Origin of the sequence: Hymenobacter sp. BT559, from assembly GCF_016427535.1 — a bacterium.
In the GTDB taxonomy this organism is placed as follows: Bacteria; Bacteroidota; Bacteroidia; order Cytophagales; family Hymenobacteraceae; genus Hymenobacter.
Window position 1 is genome coordinate 209,001 of record NZ_JAELXV010000004.1, and the last position, 19,380, is coordinate 228,380.

The following is a 19,380-nucleotide window of genomic DNA, read 5'->3' on the forward strand; positions in this document are numbered from 1 at the left end:
CGTTAGTAGCGGCTCCTAGAGCCGGCGGCCACCCTAGGGGCAAGCCTTATGCCAGCAGCGCATCGAGCGTGCTCGTGGCCACCGAGTGGTAGTTGGGCCGCGCCTGCCGGTAGATTTCCTGGGCCCGCGCCCGGCCGTTGGGCGTGGCCAACAGCGCCCGGTACAGCGGCACCAAAAACTTACGCCGCCCCACGTGCAATAGAAACTGCGTGAGCGCCGCATCGGCTGGCGCGTACCCGGCCCGCAGCGCCAGCGGAAACCAAGCCGCGAGCAGCTCGGCGTTGCCCGAGGCTGTGAAGTGGAAGGCCGCGTCGAGCGCCGCCAGCTCGGCCGCGGGCAGCGTCGGCGACAAGCCCTGTAAAAAGTGCACCCACTCGTGGCTGCTCCATTCGGCAGTGGTGGGCACCAGTGCGGCGGCCGGCGTGCGCGAGTTGAACTGCGCCAGCACGGCGTCCACGGCCTCGAACCGCGCCGAGCGAGCCACGGGCGCATTGGCCGGCAGGCCGGGGCCATCGACCCAGGCGCCTAGGTCCAGGCGCTCGGTCAGGCCGGGCTCGGAGTCGAGCAGCTCCCGCTGGAGGTAGTCGATAAACGTGGTCGTGTCCATGCTCTGAAAACTGAACCGCGCGAAGTACTCCTTAATAAAGGTATCAAGGCGCGGGCGGCCCACCAGCTGCTCCAGAGTCAGTAGCAGCAGGCAGCCCTTCTCGTAGGCAATGTCATTGAGGCCATCGTCGGGGTCGCGGCCGGCTAGGTGCAGCTGCAGGTGAGTAGCCGGGCTGGTAGCCCCGAGTTCACCAATAGTATGATGCAGGTCGGCCTCGCCCAATACTTGCAGCATGTCAGCGTAAGTGCTTCCATATAAGTGCGCCATGATACGGCGCTCGAAATACACCGTAAAGCCCTCGTTGAGCCAAAAATCATTCCATGTTGCATTTGTAACCAGGTTACCACTCCACGAATGTGCCAGCTCGTGCGCCACTAAACTGGTAAGACTGCGGTCACCAGACAGAATTGTTGGCGTAACAAATGTTAAGCGCGGATTTTCCATGCCTCCAAATGGAAAACTGGGTGGTAACACAAGTAAATCATGCCGCCCCCACTTATAGGCGCCATACAATTGTTCGGCGGCAGCCACCATCTGTTCTAGGTCGGCAAATTCATAGGTTGCCCGCGCCAACGTGGCCGGCTCGGCATAGATGCCAGTGCGCTCGCTGAGCGGCGCAAAGTCGAGCCGCCCCACGGCCAGCGCCATGAGATACGCCGGGATAGGCTGCCCCATTCGGAACTGGTAGCGGCCATCGGCTGCGGTGTGCTGCGGGTTCTCGGCGCTCATCAGCGCCAGCAGCTGGCCGCGCTCCGGACCGAGGATTTCTATAGTGGCGTCATACGTGAAGCGGATTCCCGGCGAGTCTTGGCACGGCAGCCAGGTGCGCGCCAGAATGGCCTGCGACTGCGTGAACAGGAACGGGAACTCGCCTGCCGTTTGGGCCGGCTCTAGCCACTGCAAGGCCGCCGCGCTGGGCGCCGTGCGGTAGCGAATCGTGACTGCCGCCGTGCCTGCTGGCAGCTGCATGCGCAGGGCCTGCCCAAGCACAGCATCGACTTCGCCCAGAGTGTAGGCGGCCGCCGGGCCATCGGCCGCTTCACCTAGGCTCACGCTTTCGAGCAGCAGGTCGCGAGTGTCGAGCACGAGCGAAGTCTCCCTTGGCTGGCCAGCGGTAGCCGTCGCTGTGGGCTCGGCGAGCAGCCAGGTGGCGGTGCCCGCCAGCGTGCGCTGGACGAAGTCAACGGCCAAGTGCAAGCGCAGGTGGCGCACCCGCTGCGAGCCTTGACCGGCGTAGCTGTGTGGGTCTGAAACGAGGGAGGTAGCCGGGTGCACCGGTGAAGACAGAGGAGCCATGCGAAAGAGAAAAGAGAGCCGTTGGAGAAGCTTTGCTATACCAACACCGCGGCCCCAGCGAGGTTGCCCCAGCACATTGAGCGAGATGTTGGCGGGCCGCAACACGCCAGGCTCTGCGCTGGCCCAGGAGCCTGGCGGCGCGCGCTGCCGCCCAGCGGGCTTCCCTAGGTGCGGCTAAACGCCGGAGCAGCCTCGCACTCCCGCCACTTGCCGAGGCGTCGCACTTACAGAATTAATTTACCGGCAAAGAACCGTTTGCTAGTAATAGTACTATCTGGCGCGTACTTTGCACCTAGGCTTGCCACTGACCTAGGCAACCTACCCACCGGCCGCTCAGTAAACGCTACCATTCGCGTTCACTTTTGCTGGGCCACGGCCCGGTTTTTTCTTGCTTCAATGTATCTCAAGTTTCGCTTTAATTTTTTAGTACTCGCCTTCTGGCTGGGCTTGCTCAGCTTGTCGGGGCTGCTGACGTCGTGCGGCGGTAGCGGCGACCAAACCGGTACGCCCACGACTGGCGGCATCAAGCAGGGCATCGCTACGGCTGGGCCCGCGCCGCACCTCGATAGCGTGTTCGTCATCCGAGCCATGCAAACCAACGCCCGCTTCAAGGCGCAGGAGCGCTGGGCCCGCAAGTTTTACCGCGAGCGGCAGTTTCGCCTAGGTTGGTTTAAAGACCACCAACTCGTGCCACAAGCCCAAACCTTGCTCAACGTCATTGCTAAAGCAAAAGATGATGGCCTTGACCCTAAAAAGTACCAAGACAGTGGGTTAACTAAGCTACTGGCAGAATTTAAAACTGTCCAGGATTCGACGCGTCGTAACCAATTAGAACGTCAAATTGACGTAGCGCTATCAGGTACTTACTTCAACTGGGCCTCAGATTACTACCGGGGCGTGGCCAATCCGCGCGATACCAAGAACGATGCGTGGAAGGTAAAGCGCAATAAAATCAAGCTCGACCGGGCGCTGCTCACCATTCTGCGCGAGCGCGAAAGCACGTATCCCTACTACGACTTTGCCCCCCTGCACCCCGAGTACGACCACCTGAAAAAGGCGCTAGCCCTGCTACGCTCGCGCCAGCAAGCAGGCGGTTGGCCTACCCTACCGGCCTCTACCAACCTGCGCCCCGGCCAGGCTTCGCCCGTGGTAGGCCTGCTTCGCCAGCGCCTGCTCGGCAACGAAACGGCGGGCCCCGCAGCACCAGCTACCGAGCCCGGCCAAGCCTTGCCGGTAGTGAATCGGGAGCCCGCGCCCACCACGGCGGAGGTCTATAGCCCAGAGTTGGTCAACGCTGTGAAGGGCTTCCAGCGCGACGCTGGCTTGCCGCCCACGGGCATCGTTAGCGGCGAAACGTTGCGCCAACTCAACGTGCCGCTTAGCGCCCGCATCAACCAAGTTATCCTAAATATGGAGCGCTGGCGCTGGCTGCCCAAAAAGTTTGAGCCCGACTATTTGCTGGTCAATATTCCAGAGTATCGCCTGTACGTTTATGAGGAGCACAAGCCGGTTATGACCATGCGCGTCATCGTCGGCAAGACCCTCAACGCAACGCCCGTGTTCTCCGACAAGATGGAGTACGTAGTGCTCTCGCCCTACTGGAACGTGCCCTTCAGCATCATTGACAAGGAGCTTCGCTACAAGCTAGCCGCCAACCCGCAGGGCACTCTCGACCGCCTCGATATGGAAGTGGTGAAAGGCTACGGCCGGCGCGCCACTGTTATCGACCCTTCCACGGTAGACTGGGCCAATGTCACGCCGGCTACTTTTAAGTATACGCTGCGCCGCCGGCCGGGCCCCAAGAACGACCTAGGGGAAGTAAAATTTATCTTCCCGAACTCGAACGACATCTACCTCCACGACACGCCGCACGGCGAGCTCTTCTCCCAAACGGCCCGCAACTTTAGCCACGGCTGCGTACGTGTAGAAGAGCCCGTGAAGCTGGCCACCTACCTACTGCGCGACTTTCCCCAGTGGGACCAAACGACCATTCAGGACACCATCGCGCAACGCCGCGAGAAGTACGTTACGCTGAAGGAAAAGCTGCCCGTGTACTTGGTGTACCTCACCGCCTGGGCCGATGCCGATGGCCACGTGCACTTCCGCAATGACATCTACGGCCACGACAAAGCACTTGCCAAAGAGTACTTCGAGCAGAGCTAGCTTTAGCTAGTCAGCAGGGCTTAATGCGGTTTCTTCTGAGCTGCATCTACACAAAAAAATGGGGTCACTTCATCTGGCATCGGCCAATGAAGTAACCCCATTTTTTGTGTACTTACCAAGCTTAAAGCTATTCTTTAAGCAGTAATGACCGCTGTACACAAAAGCATATCTCCATGCATTTCAATGTGAAACATATGTAAAGCAGAAGTAATAAACCACTAGCATAACATCCACGCACATTTGTAATAAGCACTACAGTTTACGTATGGATACAAATGTATTAACATCTCATATATATGTAAACAATAGAGAGAGGCCATTTTACACTTGGAAATAGATATTATATGTTTACTTATGTGCACCTTTGTGCTCAAGTAACCTCCGCCTATGATTACGCGCATCCGCGAATTGTTAGAAGCTCGCCAGCTCAGCCCTACTCAGTTTGCTGACCTTATCGGGGTTGGCCGCCCGGTCATCAGCCATATTCTTAGCGAGCGCAATAAGCCCAGTTTAGAAGTAGTTCAGAAAATCATCGGCGCCTTCCCCGACATATCGCTGCCGTGGCTGCTCGCCGGCACAGGCCCAATGCTGGCCGCCGAGGCGGCACCCGCAGTCGCAGTGGCCACAAGTGCCCCGGTAGTAGCTCCGCAGCCGGTTTTAGCAGTTCCGCCACCGCCGGTAGCTCCTGCTACGCCGCTTTCGCCTGACCCCGCCCCCAGCCCGGTGGCCCCGGCCCGCCCAGCTCCTATGCCCCGAGCCGGCAACTACGCGCAGCCACCTAGGTTCCGTCCTGGGGCTGCTGTGTCTACTACCCCGGCCAGCACAGAGGCGGTTCCTCCTGTAGCCTCATTACCCACCGCTGCGCCTGCAGCCCCCGCACTACCTAGTCCGTCTCCTTTTGCTGCGCCTGTGGTCCCCGCTCCTGCCAGCACGCCCCAAATAGCGCCGCTTGCAGCTCCGTCGCCTATTGCCCCTCCGCCCCCAGCTTATGCCGACCTAGGTGCTAGCGAAAGCCAGGCTGCGCCCGCGGAGATGCCAGCCCCACCCCCCACTTCCGAAGTACCAGCCGCTACGCCTCACCCAGCTGCTGCCTTGTCGTTCTTGGGCGAGCCGGGTAAGGCTATTCGCCGCATCGTTATCTTCTACCGCGACGGCTCATTTAGCGACTATCAGCCCGAAGGTTATTAGCGGGGCCAGCCATTTGGCCCATCTTATTGGGCTGTGCCAAGCATGAGAGAACGCCAGTATTTACAAATCTAGCAGGCCAGACGACCTCGCTCCACAGGCAAACATCATCTTATTTTAACTCAAACGGGCCTGCGACCAGGTAGTATATAATGCTACCGGGGCGCAGGCCCGTTTCTTATTTACCTAACTACTAGGCTAACCTTATTGACTACCACTTAGCGCCTGTTAGTGCCATTTTCATTGCGCTGCTTTTCAGAAGCCACAATCAGTTTTCACAATAGCAGGCCACTGTTATGTGTGTACTTTTCCTCATTAATCTAATCTTTAAATAACCCAACGAAATTTCGACTTCTATTTACCAAATACTTTAACCTATTTTTTTAATCAATAATCTCTAATCATCAGACGTTTATGTCTAAATAATTAAAGTACTGTTTAAAGATTAAAATAGCCATTACGAAAAAAGACTTACTATTTTTTTCGTGCAAGAATAATCCTCACTTTTTAGGCAGCTGTCGTCTACTATAAGCAACTAGTGCTTGCTAATATTTCAATCAGTACCTATTATTCGAAAAAACCAATTACAGGTTAGCCAATAGCATTTGCAGTGGCTGAGCAAATGTATAGCCTAAAGCGGCTAACTAGCGCGCATGTTGCCCTAGGCTTATTCGGTCCGGGCAACTCCAGTAGCTACTGGCACCAAGCTGGCGGTTGCTCACCAGCAAGTGGCCAGTTAGCCCCGCTTACATCCTAGTAAGGGGCAGGCTCTAGCCGACGCATTCGCGCTGTTTACACCTATTCCTGTTAGCTGCTCCGCACAAATTACGCCAATTAGGTAGGCCTCGTTTGGCGGCTGCGGCTTACCTTCGCGGCATGAAACGTCTGCGCACCTACTCCTTGCTGCTGGCCGCCAGCGCGGCCCTGTTCCTCACCGCTGCCTGCTCGGTTGCCCCCGATGCGGAGAAAGACCCGAGCGCCGATGCGGCCTACAAGCGCGAACATCGTGCCGAAGGCTACCGCGAAGCGCAACGCAGCAACGTCAATTACTAAACCTCTGTAGCTAGCGCCCGAGCCGCCAGGCTGGCGCAGTGAGGTTCATACATGCAAAAGCCCCGACTACTGAACTAAGTAGTCGGGGCTTTTGCGTGGGGCCAGTACCCGCTTAGCTGTGCAGCGCCGGCGCTTCGGCCAACTCAGGCAGGGGCAGGCTGTCTAGTAAGCGCTGCTCTAGTAGGTCGGCCCAGGTGCGCAGGTACAGCACTACATCATCGCGCTGGTTATGGCGCAGCGCATTGCGCCGCTCAAACGGAATGGCCATGCGCACGGCGGGGTCAGATATTTTTTCTAGGTGGGTTAAATCTTGCCGCGAGAAGCCCATTGCCAGCATCTCGTCGATGGTCTGGTCGAAGGGCAGGCCGCTGGTGGGGCAGTAGTCGATGAGCTGGCGCTCCCAGTCGCCGTAGCGCTGCAGGGCCTGGGTATGAATCTCGGCCTTGGTGAGCGACGTTACCGTTTGGGCTAGGTGACCGCAATTACAGCTGCCCATGTGGCCCCACTGGTATGGAGCCTCGGCGGCCAAGCGGCGGGCTGTGTCGCGCAGGGCCTTAATCAATGGAAGAGAAACGCGAGAAGTCATGGGCTGAAAGGCTACTAGTTAAACAAATAGCTTCTGCTAGAAGCAATGCCAGCCGATTTTTGTTTCCGGCTGCCACACAAAAAGACGTTCCGGCTTCCCAACCTGAAGCAGGCTGCGAAACCGGAACGAATATAGCTACGAGGACTCGTTGCGCCTACCTAGCACTCAGCAGAACCTAGGAGCGGCGGCTACCGCCTTCGCTACCACCACGGCCGGCTTGCCAGGGGCGGCCGCTTGACCGGCGCTCGCTACCGCCAGCGCTACTTGCCGCTGCCGGGCGCCCGCCCGACTGAGGCCGCCCACCGCTACGCTGCTCGCCACGGCTAGTAGTGCCTTGGCTACCTGCGGCACGCGGTGCACCACCACGACCCTGGCCGCTACCGCCCGAGCGTCCCTCGCGGGGCGGACGGCCAGCCGGGCCTTTGGGACGAATGATGCGCTCGCTGCCGTGCAACGAGACCGGAGCCACGCTGGCCGTGGTAAACGGGTGGTTGCTGTCTACGTCAATCTGCTTACGAATAAGCTTCTGAATGTCTTGCAGATACGCGCGCTCCTCACCTTCTACAAATGTAAACGCGGTACCGAAAGCCCCCGCTCGACCCGTGCGGCCGATGCGGTGCACATATGTTTCGGGCTCGTTGGGCACTTCATAGTTGATAACGTGGGTCAACTCGTCTACGTCGATGCCGCGGGCAGCAATGTCGGTAGCTACCAGCACACGGGTAGTGCCCGCCTTAAAGTTGCTGAGGGCGCGCTGACGGTGGTTCTGGCTTTTGTTGCCGTGGATGGCTTCAGCCGTAATCTGGGCTTTCTCCAGCGTTTCGGTCACTTTGTTGGCGCCATGCTTGGTGCGGGTAAATACCAGCACGCGCTTAATGGCGGGGTCTTTCAGCACGTGGCGCAGCAGCGCGGGCTTGTCGTTTTTATCGACCAGAAACACCGACTGCGTTACGGTGTCGGCGGTGCTCGATACGGGCGTTACGGCTACCTGCACAGGGTTGGGGCGCAGGATAGTGGCCGAAAGCTCTTTAATAGCCTGCGGCATGGTGGCCGAAAAGAACAGGCTTTGGCGACCGGCCGGCAGCTTGGGCAGGATGCGCTTGATGTCGTGGATGAAGCCCATGTCAAGCATACGGTCGGCCTCATCAAGCACAAACACTTCGAGGTGCTGCAGATTGACGTAGCCCTGGTTCATCAAGTCGAGCAGGCGGCCGGGCGTGGCCACTAATATTTCGACGCCGCGCTGCAAGGCCTGCACCTGCGGGTTTTGGCCTACCCCGCCAAAAATGACAGTCGAGCGCAGCTGCGGCAGATGGCGGCCGTAGGCCCGGAAGCTCTCGCCAATCTGAATGGCGAGCTCGCGGGTGGGTGTGAGCACGAGGCAGCGGACGCGCCCACGTGGGCCCTGGCCTTTTTGGGCCTGAGCGGTCTGGTGCAGTATCTGGAGGATGGGCACCGAGAAGGCGGCCGTTTTGCCGGTGCCCGTTTGGGCCACGCCAAGTAGGTCGTGGCCTTCGAGCACCTGCGGGATGGCTTGCTGCTGAATGGGCGTGGGAGTGGTGTAGCCTTCCTCGCCTAGGGCGCGCAGGATGGGCTCAATCAGGTTGAGTTCGGTAAACGTCATGGGGTAGCGGGCCGCCCGCCAAACAAGCGGCGACCCAGGGCGGGGCAAGCGGAGCTCCCCGGTCGGAAAAAAATTTCAGGATAAACAGCCCGCACCTCACGCGCCACTTACGACGCGGCGGGCCGGATGGCCGTATATACGGCCGGCAGCCGGTCCGCAACCAGACTGCCCATAGCGGCAAAGGTACCGCTTATTTTTACAAGCTATGAAAATCACGCAACGCCGCCGCGTATTCGACGGGCATTTCAAGATTACCGAACTCACCGCCACCACTCCGCAAGGCGAAGAAATAACGCGCGAGCGTTTCGAGCCGGGCCATGCCGTGGCTGCGCTGGTGTTCGATACAAATAAGCAACAGTATCTATTCACGAAGCAGTTCCGCGTCGGCCCCGAAGCCGACCTGCTGGAAATCGCCGCCGGCATGGTAGATAAAGACGAGAGCCCCGAAACCGCCGTGCGCCGCGAGCTGCACGAAGAGCTGGGCTACGAGGTCGATGAGCTGACTGAAATCGTGAAAATGTGGCCTTCGCCCGGCACCAGCGGCGAAACCATCACGGTGTACTACGCCGAGGTGAGCCGCCAAACCGGCGCCGGGGGCGGCCTAGCCGACGAGCACGAGCACCTAGAAATGGTGGCCTTCACCCGCAAACAATTACTTACCGAGCCCTGGCAGGATGCTAAAACCCTCCTGGCCGTGCAGTGGGTGCAGTTGCACAAGTAAGTCCTCCGCCCTAGGTGGTAGCTGAGGCGGCTTTGGCTATGAAGCCTTTGCGCGCCCCGACTACCACCTAGTGGTTTCTACGGAATAGACAGCTGGTATTCAAATACCTGCTGCAGCTTACTGTCCGTAATGGACAGCAAATATGGCCCCGGCACGGCGGGCTTCACAAAGGGTACGGCCTGTTGGGCCTGGTACAGGTCGCGGCCGAAGAAGCGGCCAGAGCCGGGCTTGGGCGTGGCCGTGTACACCTCGGCGCCATCTTTGGTGCGGGCCGTGAGAGTGAGGGCCGAAGGGTCGGCGTTCTTGGCGCCTTGGCGGTGGATGGTGAGCAGCAGCGCCCCGCCGGGCGGCAGCGCGGCCAGTCGGCGCTGGTAAGTGCTATCGGCCCAGGTGTGAATGCGGCGCAGCTCGTCGATTTCGGCCAGCATCTCGGCTTGTGAGCGGTAGCACACGCGGGTGTAAGAGCCCGTAATGTCGGCGTCCTCGTCGGTGTTTTTGGTGATGTTGGCCACTACCGGGCACTCAGGGTCTTTTTGCGCAAACATGTATTTTTTGCGCGGCGGGCCAGCGGGTGTGGGGTACTTACTGGCGCTCTGGGCCGAAGCAATGGGGGCCGCTGCACTTACCAAGCCGATGCCCAGCAGCGCAGCTTTCAACAAACAGTCAAATTGCATTATAATATGATAAAATAGATAACATGGCTCAATCTATTGAACCCTGCAAAGAACGGCATCAGTTATCTATTCTTAGGCCGAGGGCTAATGCCGGGCCTCAACTATTTTGTGCCAGGCGCCAGCTTACTGGGCAGCGGCCGGCCCATACATCATCCCAACCTCCCAAAGCTCGTCGCTGTAGCTCAGCACTTTATGCTGCTGGCGGCTTGGCTGCACTTCGCCGCGGCGGGCCAGGTAAGCGTAGGGCACACCCGGCAGCAGGTACCGGTCATCAAAAACGTAGCGGTCAAATTTATTTACTTGGTACGCGCCTTCAACGACTTCTACTTTAGCCTCCTGCCGAAACCGGGCGGGCGGATACTGCAAATAGAAAAGCGTGTAGACGTAATTCAAAGGAATCTGGGAAGTGATGCGCACTTGTGTCGCACCTTGCAAACGGCGCACAGCCTCAAACGCCGGCCCCAGTCCTTCATTAAACTGCTTGCGGATGCCACTTCGCGGATAATTGTAGAAGTAAGCCCGGACACTATTGCCCCCCACCCCCACAAACCAGCTGAGCAGCAGCCCCCAGAATACTTGCCTAGGGCGGCCGGCGGGCAGCCACTTGCTGCCGACCGCACCACCCCAGGCTGCTAGTGCCAGGCAAGGCAGAAAGAGGTGATTGATACGATTGACATTCAGCTCAAACAAGAAGAATAGGGGCAGGCAAGCCAACCCCCAGGCCCCAACCAGCAGGCCTACTAGCGCCGCCGGCTGGCCAGTATACCATTGCTGCTGCAGCCCCCGCAACCGATAAAGCCCTACTCCCACGCCCACCACCGTCAGCCCCCACGTACCGCGCAGCAGCAGCGGGTAGTCGAGCATTTTATTATGGTTGGTGTCATCGTCGAAGCTGCGCACCACAAAATCCGCGTTATGGACCCATATTGCCGCCATACTACCCAGACCTTTATAGTCCAGTCGATTGATTAGCGTCACTGGCGTCGAAAAAAACAGCTTGTCAGTCCAGGCTAGGTTGCGCCCTAGCACGTAGTTTTCTGCGAAAAATAGCAGGAACGGGGCGGCGACGAGTACAAAGAGCCCCAGCGCCAGCCCCCAGGCCCACCACTGCGCTTTGATGCGCCCGAAGCAGCCCAGCAGCACGACGCCAAGCAGCGTCGGCAGCACCACCACCGTGGTGCCGTAGGCGTACAGCGCCAGCGCGAAGGGCAGCAAGGAGGGGATAATCCAACGCCGCTGCTGGCTATAAATAGCCTGGCCCACGCAGGCGCAACCCAGCAGCATCCAAAAAGGCAACAGGTTACTTTCCAACCCCCAGCGGCTTAGCATAAAATGCCAGGGTGCCAGCGCTAGCAGCAGCAGCCCGAGCAGCGCTGCCCGCCGACCTAGGGGCCGCAGACAGCAATAGAACAGCGGCAACGTCAGCAGCCCCATTCCTAGGGCGGCGAGCCGCGCCGATAAAATGCTCAGGCCGCACACCTTTACTAGTGGTATGGTCAGGTAGGCCAGCAGCACGTTTTGCCCACTACCCCACGCCGGGAAGTACGCCGGCCAGGGATTGCCCCACTTATCGCAGCCGGTCTCGGCCAGTGAGTAGGCTTCGTAGGCGCTGGCGGCCTCATCTTGGTTGAGGCCGGGCGGCACACTTGGGAAGTGCCACACACGCACAAAAATTCCTAGCCCAAGCACAGCAAGCACCAGCAGCCGGTATGCTCGTTGCCGGCCTAGGTATTGCTCCAGACTCCTCATTAACCTAGCTTAATAGATAGCAATGTGCATCTCGCCGGCCATGTTGCGGCTGGCCCGATACATGCCCTCCGAGTTAAAGGGCAGCGCTAGGTTGCCGGCGGCATCCACGGCAATGAGGCCGCCCTCGCCACCCACCGGGGCCAGTTTGTCGTGCACCACTACGCGGCAGGCCTCGGCCAGCGATAAGCCCCGGTATTCCATCAGGCAGGCCACGTCGTAGCTGGCCACGGCCCGCATAAAGTACTCGCCGTGCCCGGTGCAGCTGATGGCGCAGCGCGCATCGGCCCAGGTGCCAGCCCCAATGAGGGGCGTGTCGCCGATGCGGGCGTAGCGCTTGTTGGTCATGCCGCCGGTGCTGGTGGCGGCGGCCAGGTGGCCGCGCTGGTCGCGGGCCACAGCCCCCACGGTACCTTTCTTCCAGTTGGGGTCTAGCTTCGGCGGGTCGCTCGGAGTATGGTCGAGCTGCACCCGGCCGGCCGCGATAGCTTCCTGCAGCTGGTCGTAGCGCTGCTGGGTGAAGAAATACGCGGGCGGCTGCAGCGGCAGGCCGTGCTCGCGGGCTAGCTGGTCAGCGCCGGGGTAGGCCAGCAGCACGTGCTCGGTTTGCTCCATTACCAGGCGCGCCGCCCGAATGGGATTTTGTACCTCGCGCACCCCAGCCACGGCGCCCGCGCGCCGGGTGGCCCCGTCCATGAGGGCGGCGTCCATCTCGTGGTGGCCTTCGTGGGTGAATACTGCCCCCCGCCCGGCGTTGAAGAGCGGGCAATCTTCGAGCGAGCGCACCGTAGCCTCCACCGCATCGAGCGCCGGGGCGCCCTGGGCTAGCAAGTCGGTACCTAGGTCTAGTGCCGCGCGCAGCGCGGCGCGGTAATCGGCTTCTAAGGCGGGCGTCAGCGCGGCGCGGGCGATGGTGCCAGCCCCCCCGTGCAAGGCAAGTGCGAACATATTTTTAGCTTTTGGCCGCAAGAACGGGATTCGTGCTCATAAGCTTAGTGCGCGCCAACTACTTGACTGCGAAACAGGCGCTGCCCTAGGTTATTATTTCAACTGTATTTATCAAATAATCAAGCAGATAATTAACGTTAAAAATTCAGGTTTTTTGCTACAAAACTGACTTTACCGAAACCAAAACCTAGCCGCCTTCGGTTTTTATTCGTAGGTTTGACCTCCCAATCCCAATTTTCTCTTAACCATACAATACGATGGCATACGACGTAACCGGCCGCCTGCACGAAATCTTTGACGAACAGCAGGTTAGCGATAAATTTCGCAAGCGCGAGTTCGTCCTGGAAGTCCAAGACGGCCAGTATCCCCAGCAAATCAAGTTTCAGCTGACTCAGGACAAAACCAGCCTCATTGACCCCTACAAAATGGGCGACGAGGTGAAAGTTACTTTCGACCTGCGCGGCCGCGGCTTCAATAAAAACGGCCAGATGCTGTACTTCACTAACCTCGAAGCATGGCGCGTTGAGCCGGCTGCGGCTGGTGGTGCCCCGGCCGGTGGCGGTGGTGGCTATGCCCAGCCTCAAGCCGCTGCTCGCCCCGCTGCTCAAAACCAGAATCCAAACCTGCGGGCTCAGCCTTCGGCTGCCCCCATCGCTAGCGACGACGACAACGACCTGCCCTTCTAGACCGCAGATTCAAACGGATTTGTTGGATTAAACGGATACGCCCGGCTGCGCCGGGCTGACTGACAACCGACGAATAGTAACTACTTGATGTGCCGCTTCCTACCTAGGAGGCGGCACATTTGCGTTGAGGCTAGCGTTATATGCGTATAAAAGGAAAGCTCACAGCCGACAGCTGCTAGCTAACAGCTTATACTTATGAACTTACGCGCACTTATTAGCCGGGGCGAGGGCGAGGAACTGGAATTTAAAAAGAAGACCACCCACCCTACCCGTATTTCGCGCACGCTGGCCTCGCTGGCCAATACCCGGGGCGGCAAGGTGCTGGTGGGCGTCGACGATGACGGCCGGGTGGTGGGCGTACGCGACGCCGAGGAAGAAATGTTTGTGCTGCGCGATGCAGCGGCGCACTACATCGAGCCGCCGCTTACTCTGCATTTTCGCGAGGTAGAAACGGAGGACGACCGCATTGTGCTCATTGTGGAGGTGCCCGAAAGCCAGAACAAGCCGCACCGCGCTCAAATAGCGCCCGGCGAATGGCGCGGCTACATCCGGGTGCGCGACGAAAGCGTGCAAACCAGCTCGCTCACCGAAAAGCTACTGGAGCGCCAGCAACCAGAGGCCCGCTTCGAAAAGCTGCCGCTTACGAAAGACGAGCTGCGCGTGCTAGAATATCTGCGCACCACCCCACGCATTACAGTGGCCCAGTATACCAAGCTTATTAATGTGAGCCGCCGCCGCGCCTACCGTACCCTCATCAAGCTGACGCTGCACGGCTACCTGCGCTACCACGACAAAGAGAAAGAGCCGTATTACACCTTATAATCACAGATTGTAGCGGATTCAACGGATTACGCAGATACGCCCGCCTGCAGCGGGCTGACTATTTGGACGCAGGAGCGGCTTCGCCGGCTCACTCTAAGTTAGCCAAAAGCTAATCTGCATTCGAATAGTCAGCCTGCCGCAGGCGGGCGTATCTGCGTAATCCGTTGAATCCGCTACAATCTGCGATTTATTCCTGCTTGCGAGCGCGGGCGACTTTCTTCTCTTCCTTTTCGGCTTTTTTCTCCTTCATCGATTTGGTCGGCTCTTTCTTTTTTTCTTTGCGGGCGTCTTGTGCTTTTGCCATGAGTGAAAAGGTGGGTAGAGGGTAATGGGATTAAAAATAACTAAAAAATCGGCTTCCTAACGAAGTGGAGCTGCTGGTTGTTGTGCCAAAGCTGTATCAGGTGCGGGCATCATGGGCCAGTAGCGCTCGCGCAGTATCCCTAGGTGGTGCCGCTCGTGGCCAGCCGTAATAAAGAGCAGGGCGCGCACGCTCGTAGCGCCCCCATTGGCAAGGCCCACGCGGTCGAGCTGCGCGGGTGTGAAACTGCTAAAAAGGGCTAGCGTAGCCGCCCGCACGGCATGATACTCCGTTAGCAGGTCGCTCATCGAGCGGTCGTTGGCCTCGCTCGTAGCGGCATATTCGTTTTCATTGAAGCCAGGCAGCGACTGGGCATCGCCGCGGGCGAAACGCAGGGCCCGGTACGTAAAAATGCGCTCCGTATCAATGATATGTAGTAGCACCTCCTTGGGCGTCCATTTGCCGGGCGCGTAGCGCATGAGGGCCTGCGCTTCGGTGAGGCGGGCCAGGTCGCGGTGCAGTTCGGCGGGCTGCTGGCGCAGCAGCGCGAGCGGGTCGGCGCCTTCCGGAATCAGGTCGAGGTAGCCTTGCGCGTAGGGCTGGTAGGTGCCGGGCGCGGGGCGGGCTGGGGTAGCAGTGGCAGGCATGGTGGCAAAGGTAGCCGCCCGGCCCTTGGCCAAATACCGAAACCCCAGGCGTGCGGCGCCAAGCGGTCGGCGGCGTAGGTGGCGCTTGCCAGCCAACAGGTGCGCCCCTAGGTGGTGCTGTAAGTAGTCGTGCGTATCAACGCCTTCTACCCCAAAGGCCCAGCGCAAAAAATCGGGCATGATGGCGCCCCAGGTGTCTTGATGGTGGTGGCCGCCGGGCACCTCTACATAGCGCACAGCCTCGGTGGGCAGCCCCTGCTGGGCCAGCGTGGCCATCAGGTCGAGGGTATCGTCTATCGAGTCGATGATACCGTTGTTGTTGCGGTCGCTAGTTTCATCATCGGTGCCGGTTTGCAGCCAGTATTGCTGGCCGGGCCTAGGCGCCCGGGCACTTACCAAGCTGTGCATCAATCGGTCGGCATCGGTGTAGCCGTCATTCAAGCCTCGGCTGCGCCACCAAAATGAGCCGCTGAACGAGCCCGCCCGCTGAAACGCTTCGGGGTGGTGCCAGGCTAGGTCGAAGGCCGTGAGGCCACCTAGCGACATACCGGCTACTACCGCCTCCGCCGGGTCGGCGCTGGCGTGGTAGTGGGCCTGCACGTAGGGCAGCAACTCTTTGAGCACAAACTCGGTGTAGTGCCCGGCGCGGCTGCCGCGGCCTAGGTAGTCGGGCTGGGCTGCCACGCCGTACTCCTGCAGGCGGTCGGCGGCGTGCACCGCCACCAGCACGAAGGGGCGCACGGCCCCACGCTTATATAGGTAGTTGAGCGTGGTGGGCAGGCGCAGGCGCTGCAGGTCCTGGCCGTCGTTGAGGTACAGCACCGGGTAGGGCTGCGCGGCGGCCACGTCGAAGCCGGGTGGCAGCACCACGTCGAGACGCACCACGCGGCCCAGCCGGATAGAGAATAAGGATTCGTCGCGCCGAACGGCCACGGTAGCGCCACGCGGCGACTGAAATCGGAATACTGCCATTATCTACGCAAAGAAACACGCCCCACCCGCGTTTCCCAGAATTTTATCCAAAGTTGGTCGTTCAGATTTTCTGCTTAGTTTGCGGCCGGTTCCGGGGTGGGCTCCTTTCCCACCGGCACCTGCCTCTTGCACGAAGAATACCGCCGCTTCTACTCCCAGCACCTGGGCCTCGACATGGAAATGCTGGTCCTGGGTGACTACGGCTACCCCATCCTCGTTTTTCCGACCTCCAATGGCCGCTATTTCGAGGCCAAAGACTTTCACCTGGTCGACTCAGTACGCTGGTTTATTGACAACAAGCTCATTAAGCTAGTCTGCATCGACAGCGGCGACAAGTGGAGCTGGTATGCCAAGCACCTGCACCCCGGCACCCGCCTGCACAATCACAACCTCTACGACCGCATGATAAGCGAAGAGCTGGTGCCGCGCCTGCAGCAAGAGTGCCAAGTCGACAAGATAGGCGTGGCCGGCTGCTCCCTAGGTGGCTATCAAGCGCTTAACTTCGCCTTTAAGCATCCCGAGAAGGTGGCGCACCTGTTTTCGATGGGCGCAGCCTTCGATATTCGCATGTTTATGGGCGGCTACTACGACGAGCAGGTATACTTCAACAACCCGCCCGACTTCATGCCCAATGCCCAGAATGACAACTTCTACAAGATGAACATCATCTTGGGCACAGCCGAACAAGACTTCTGCAAGGACTCTAACTACCAGATGTCGGGCATCTTAAATGCCAAGGGCATTCCACACCGCCTCGATGTGCGCAATGGCACCCACGACTGGCCCGTGTGGCGCGAGATGTTCCCGGAATACGTCTCTTCTATCTTTTAATAAGGCTGTTGCGTACAATTGCACAGCCCCCCTCCCAAACACCCTTTTTGCCTTCACCCCATGAAAAAAATCGGCATTCTTTTCGGCCAAGAAAACACGTTTCCGCAGGCTTTCATCGACCGCGTCAACCAAAAGGCCGTTGATGGCATCACGGCTGAGTTTGTAAATATCACGGAAGTTGAGCAGGCTGTGCCCACCGACTACGCCGTTATTATCGACCGCATTTCGCAGGACGTGCCTTTCTATCGTGCCTACCTCAAGAACGCCGCCCTCACGGGTACGGCCGTGATTAACAACCCCTTCTGGTGGAGCGCCGATGAGAAGTTTTTTAATAATGCCCTCGCAGTGCAGCTCGGCGTGCCAGTGCCCAAGACGCTACTGCTGCCCAGCAAGGCCCGCCCCGACGACACCAACGAAAACTCGTTCCGCAACCTGTCGATGTTCGATTGGCAGAAGGCGTTTGAGAAAATCGGTTTCCCAGCCTTTATGAAGCCCCACTCGGGCGGCGGCTGGAAGAGCGTGTATAAGGTGGACAACCCCGATGAAGCCTGGCGCGCCTACGACGAAACCGGTCAGCTTGTAATGCTATACCAAGAAGCCGTTGAGTTTGATGATTATTTCCGCTGCTACTGCCTAGGTGGCAAGGATGTGCTCATTATGCCCTACGAGCCGCGCAACGCTTTCCATGAGCGCTACAAGACGGAGATGAAAACGCAGGGCGAGGCCGGCGAAAAGTTGCTCGAAACGGTGAAAGACTACACGCTGCGCCTGTGCCAAGGCCTGGGCTATGACTTCAACACCGTAGAATTTGCGGTGCGCGACGGTGTTCCAATCGCTATTGACTTTGGCAACCCCGCGCCCGACGCCGACATTAATTCGGTAGGCCCCGAAAACTTTGAGTGGGTGGTAGAGCACGCCGCAAATCTAGCCATCGAGCGGGCCCAGGCCCAGCAGCCCGGCCGCGACAACCTCACCTGGGGCACGTTTGTGCAAAAATCAGCTAGCCAAACCGCCATTGCCTCGACCGATGGGGCCGTGGAGGTTGGCAGCCCCGTGCATGAAACCAACGACCTAGGAGCCACTGGCATTCAAGCCGCAACGAAGAAGGCCGCGCCCAAAAAATCGGCTGCTCCTCAGCCCGTAGCCCCCGAGGGCGAGGTACCAACCGAGAAGCCCGCCGCGAAAGCCAAAGCGAAAGCTGCCCCCAAAGCAGAAGCCAGCGCTGAAAAGGCGCCCGCCAAACCCAAAAAGGCACCCGCTAAGAAATAACTGTTTTTCCTTTTTAGCTGCGTAAAAAAGGGCTGCCATCGCTGCTTGGTGGTAGCCCTTTTTGTAGCTTTTTGCTTCCTCTAGCGCCCTAGGGGTTCTTGCTTACTCATTTCTAGTCGCTGCCCACCTATGGCCCGGCCCGTTTTCACCCTCGGAATCGAAGAAGAGTTTCAAACCATCGACCCGGTCACGCGCGACCTGCGCTCGCACATGTCGAAGATTGTGGAGGACGGCAAAATCACGCTGCACGAGCAGGTGAAGGCCGAAATGCACGAGTCGGTAGTAGAAGTTGGTACCAACATTTGCCATAACATAGAAGAGGCTCGCACCGAAGTAGTACATCTGCGCCGTCAGGTTATTGAGTTGGCCGACCGCGTGGGGCTGAAAATCGCGGCGGCGGGCACGCACCCGTTTTCGCGCTGGCAAGACCAGCCCATCACGCCCGACGCGCGCTACGACAAAATAGTGGAGGAGCTGCAAGAGGCGGCCCGCTCCAACCTCGTCTTTGGCATGCACGTGCACATCGGCATCGAAAACCGTGACCTAGGCGTGTACATGATGAACGCGCTGCGCTATTTCCTGCCGCACTTGTTCGCGCTCAGCACCAACTCGCCGTTTTGGGAAGGCCGCGAAACTGGTTATAAATCATTCAGGACGAAGGTATTTGAGCGGTTTCCGCGCACCGGTATCCCGGGCTATTTCAATAGCGCGTCTGACTACGACGAGTTTATTGCCTTGCTCATCAAGACTGGCTGCATCGACAACGGCAAGAAAATTTGGTGGGACTTGCGATTGCATCCCTTCTTTGACACTATCGAGTATCGCATCTGCGACATGATGATGCGCGCCGATGAAACCATTGCCGTGGCAGCCGTCATGCAAGCGCTGGTAGCCAAGATTTACAAGCTAAAGTGCCAGAACCTGAACTTCCGGCTTTACCGCAGCGCCCTCATTAAGGAAAATAAGTGGCGGGCTGCCCGCTACGGCATCAACGGCACCCTCATCGATTTTGGCTCGCAGGAAGAAAAGCCCGCCCGCCAGCTCATTCTGGAGCTGCTTGATTTTGTGGACGACGTCCTCGACGACCTAGGCAGCCGCCATGAGGTAGAGTATGTACTTAAAATGCTAGAAATGGGCACTGGCGCTGACCGCCAGCTCGCCGTTTTTCACCAAACCGGCGACCTCACCAAAGTGGTTGACTATATCTTGAGCGAAACCACGCACGGGCTCTAGATGACCTAGGTACTAC

16 protein-coding genes are annotated in these 19,380 nt (G+C 58.9%); 9 read left to right on the top strand and 7 right to left on the bottom strand.

Features of this window, described 5'->3' with window-relative positions:
- Positions 1-46 precede the first annotated feature (46 nt).
- Positions 47-1,903 carry a M1 family metallopeptidase gene (locus JAO77_RS15400; protein WP_198991271.1) on the bottom strand — a complete coding sequence of 619 codons (1,857 nt, stop codon included), beginning with the start codon at positions 1,901-1,903 and terminating at the stop codon, positions 47-49.
- Between the two features lie 396 nt (positions 1,904-2,299).
- Between JAO77_RS15400 and JAO77_RS15405 the strand changes: the two genes are divergently transcribed.
- The 3 genes from JAO77_RS15405 (at position 2,300) to JAO77_RS15415 (ending at position 6,304) form a co-directional block, all read left to right on the top strand.
- On the top strand, positions 2,300-4,066 hold the full coding sequence (locus JAO77_RS15405; RefSeq protein WP_198991272.1) for a L,D-transpeptidase family protein: 1,767 nt from the start codon (positions 2,300-2,302) through the stop codon (positions 4,064-4,066).
- 387 nt (positions 4,067-4,453) lie between these two features.
- On the top strand, positions 4,454-5,254 hold the full coding sequence (locus tag JAO77_RS15410) for a helix-turn-helix domain-containing protein (RefSeq protein WP_198991273.1): 801 nt from the start codon (positions 4,454-4,456) through the stop codon (positions 5,252-5,254).
- Positions 5,255-6,127: 873 nt separating this feature from the next.
- The gene (locus JAO77_RS15415; RefSeq protein WP_198991274.1) at positions 6,128-6,304 is read left to right on the top strand and encodes a hypothetical protein; all 177 of its coding nucleotides are present in this window, start codon (positions 6,128-6,130) and stop codon (positions 6,302-6,304) included.
- 112 nt (positions 6,305-6,416) lie between these two features.
- Here JAO77_RS15415 and JAO77_RS15420 read toward each other — a convergent pair whose 3' ends face one another.
- A complete protein-coding gene (locus JAO77_RS15420) occupies positions 6,417-6,890 on the bottom strand; it encodes a hypothetical protein (RefSeq protein WP_198991275.1) in 474 nt (157 codons plus the stop codon).
- Between the two features lie 175 nt (positions 6,891-7,065).
- A complete protein-coding gene (locus JAO77_RS15425; RefSeq protein ID WP_198991276.1) occupies positions 7,066-8,514 on the bottom strand; it encodes a DEAD/DEAH box helicase in 1,449 nt (482 codons plus the stop codon).
- Between the two features lie 205 nt (positions 8,515-8,719).
- On the opposite strand from JAO77_RS15425, the gene JAO77_RS15430 reads away from it, so the two are divergent.
- Positions 8,720-9,235 (top strand): NUDIX domain-containing protein, encoded by a 516-nt coding sequence (locus JAO77_RS15430; RefSeq protein ID WP_198991277.1) that lies wholly within the window; start codon positions 8,720-8,722, stop codon positions 9,233-9,235.
- A gap of 77 nt (positions 9,236-9,312) precedes the next feature.
- Here JAO77_RS15430 and JAO77_RS15435 read toward each other — a convergent pair whose 3' ends face one another.
- From JAO77_RS15435 to JAO77_RS15445, 3 genes are all read right to left on the bottom strand, one after another.
- The gene (locus JAO77_RS15435; RefSeq protein ID WP_198991278.1) at positions 9,313-9,909 is read right to left on the bottom strand and encodes a hypothetical protein; all 597 of its coding nucleotides are present in this window, start codon (positions 9,907-9,909) and stop codon (positions 9,313-9,315) included.
- Positions 9,910-10,032: 123 nt separating this feature from the next.
- Positions 10,033-11,658, bottom strand: a complete 1,626-nt coding sequence (locus JAO77_RS15440; protein ID WP_198991279.1) for an ArnT family glycosyltransferase — start codon at positions 11,656-11,658, stop codon at positions 10,033-10,035.
- Between the two features lie 9 nt (positions 11,659-11,667).
- On the bottom strand, positions 11,668-12,603 hold the full coding sequence (locus tag JAO77_RS15445; RefSeq protein WP_198991280.1) for an isoaspartyl peptidase/L-asparaginase family protein: 936 nt from the start codon (positions 12,601-12,603) through the stop codon (positions 11,668-11,670).
- Between the two features lie 257 nt (positions 12,604-12,860).
- On the opposite strand from JAO77_RS15445, the gene JAO77_RS15450 reads away from it, so the two are divergent.
- Together JAO77_RS15450 and JAO77_RS15455 are read left to right on the top strand one after the other, a co-directional pair.
- Positions 12,861-13,289, top strand: coding sequence for a DUF3127 domain-containing protein (locus JAO77_RS15450; RefSeq protein ID WP_144844092.1), 429 nt, complete (start codon positions 12,861-12,863; stop codon positions 13,287-13,289).
- A 195-nt stretch (positions 13,290-13,484) separates the two neighbouring features.
- Entirely contained in the window at positions 13,485-14,111 is a 627-nt protein-coding gene (locus JAO77_RS15455; protein WP_198991281.1) for an AlbA family DNA-binding domain-containing protein, read from the top strand.
- Positions 14,112-14,471: 360 nt separating this feature from the next.
- Here JAO77_RS15455 and JAO77_RS24195 read toward each other — a convergent pair whose 3' ends face one another.
- Positions 14,472-16,031, bottom strand: coding sequence for an alpha/beta hydrolase-fold protein (locus JAO77_RS24195; protein ID WP_235998452.1), 1,560 nt, complete (start codon positions 16,029-16,031; stop codon positions 14,472-14,474).
- 126 nt (positions 16,032-16,157) lie between these two features.
- On the opposite strand from JAO77_RS24195, the gene JAO77_RS15470 reads away from it, so the two are divergent.
- The 3 genes from JAO77_RS15470 to JAO77_RS15480 all read left to right on the top strand — a co-directional run bounded on the left by JAO77_RS15470 (position 16,158) and on the right by JAO77_RS15480 (position 19,364).
- On the top strand, positions 16,158-16,862 hold the full coding sequence (locus JAO77_RS15470) for an esterase family protein (RefSeq protein WP_198991282.1): 705 nt from the start codon (positions 16,158-16,160) through the stop codon (positions 16,860-16,862).
- Positions 16,863-16,922: 60 nt separating this feature from the next.
- The gene (locus JAO77_RS15475) at positions 16,923-18,131 is read left to right on the top strand and encodes an ATP-grasp domain-containing protein (RefSeq protein ID WP_235998453.1); all 1,209 of its coding nucleotides are present in this window, start codon (positions 16,923-16,925) and stop codon (positions 18,129-18,131) included.
- Positions 18,132-18,260: 129 nt separating this feature from the next.
- Positions 18,261-19,364, top strand: a complete 1,104-nt coding sequence (locus tag JAO77_RS15480) for a carboxylate-amine ligase (RefSeq protein WP_198991283.1) — start codon at positions 18,261-18,263, stop codon at positions 19,362-19,364.
- The last annotated feature ends 16 nt before the right edge of the window (positions 19,365-19,380 follow it).

Excerpts from the sequence above, each read along its gene's own strand:
- JAO77_RS15410 (WP_198991273.1), top strand. The coding sequence starts at position 4,454 with ATGATTACGCGCATCCGCGAATTGTTAGAAGCTCGCCAGCTCAGCCCT.
- JAO77_RS15405 (WP_198991272.1), top strand. The coding sequence starts at position 2,300 with ATGTATCTCAAGTTTCGCTTTAATTTTTTAGTACTCGCCTTCTGGCTG.
- JAO77_RS15445 (WP_198991280.1), bottom strand. The coding sequence starts at position 12,603 with ATGTTCGCACTTGCCTTGCACGGGGGGGCTGGCACCATCGCCCGCGCC.
- JAO77_RS15415 (WP_198991274.1), top strand. The coding sequence starts at position 6,128 with ATGAAACGTCTGCGCACCTACTCCTTGCTGCTGGCCGCCAGCGCGGCC.
- JAO77_RS15400 (WP_198991271.1), bottom strand. The coding sequence starts at position 1,903 with ATGGCTCCTCTGTCTTCACCGGTGCACCCGGCTACCTCCCTCGTTTCA.
- JAO77_RS15430 (WP_198991277.1), top strand. The coding sequence starts at position 8,720 with ATGAAAATCACGCAACGCCGCCGCGTATTCGACGGGCATTTCAAGATT.
- JAO77_RS15425 (WP_198991276.1), bottom strand. The coding sequence starts at position 8,514 with ATGACGTTTACCGAACTCAACCTGATTGAGCCCATCCTGCGCGCCCTA.
- JAO77_RS15420 (WP_198991275.1), bottom strand. The coding sequence starts at position 6,890 with ATGACTTCTCGCGTTTCTCTTCCATTGATTAAGGCCCTGCGCGACACA.
- JAO77_RS15475 (WP_235998453.1), top strand. The coding sequence starts at position 16,923 with ATGAAAAAAATCGGCATTCTTTTCGGCCAAGAAAACACGTTTCCGCAG.
- JAO77_RS15480 (WP_198991283.1), top strand. The coding sequence starts at position 18,261 with ATGGCCCGGCCCGTTTTCACCCTCGGAATCGAAGAAGAGTTTCAAACC.
- JAO77_RS15450 (WP_144844092.1), top strand. The coding sequence starts at position 12,861 with ATGGCATACGACGTAACCGGCCGCCTGCACGAAATCTTTGACGAACAG.
- JAO77_RS15440 (WP_198991279.1), bottom strand. The coding sequence starts at position 11,658 with ATGAGGAGTCTGGAGCAATACCTAGGCCGGCAACGAGCATACCGGCTG.
- JAO77_RS15435 (WP_198991278.1), bottom strand. The coding sequence starts at position 9,909 with ATGCAATTTGACTGTTTGTTGAAAGCTGCGCTGCTGGGCATCGGCTTG.
- JAO77_RS24195 (WP_235998452.1), bottom strand. The coding sequence starts at position 16,031 with ATGGCAGTATTCCGATTTCAGTCGCCGCGTGGCGCTACCGTGGCCGTT.
- JAO77_RS15455 (WP_198991281.1), top strand. The coding sequence starts at position 13,485 with ATGAACTTACGCGCACTTATTAGCCGGGGCGAGGGCGAGGAACTGGAA.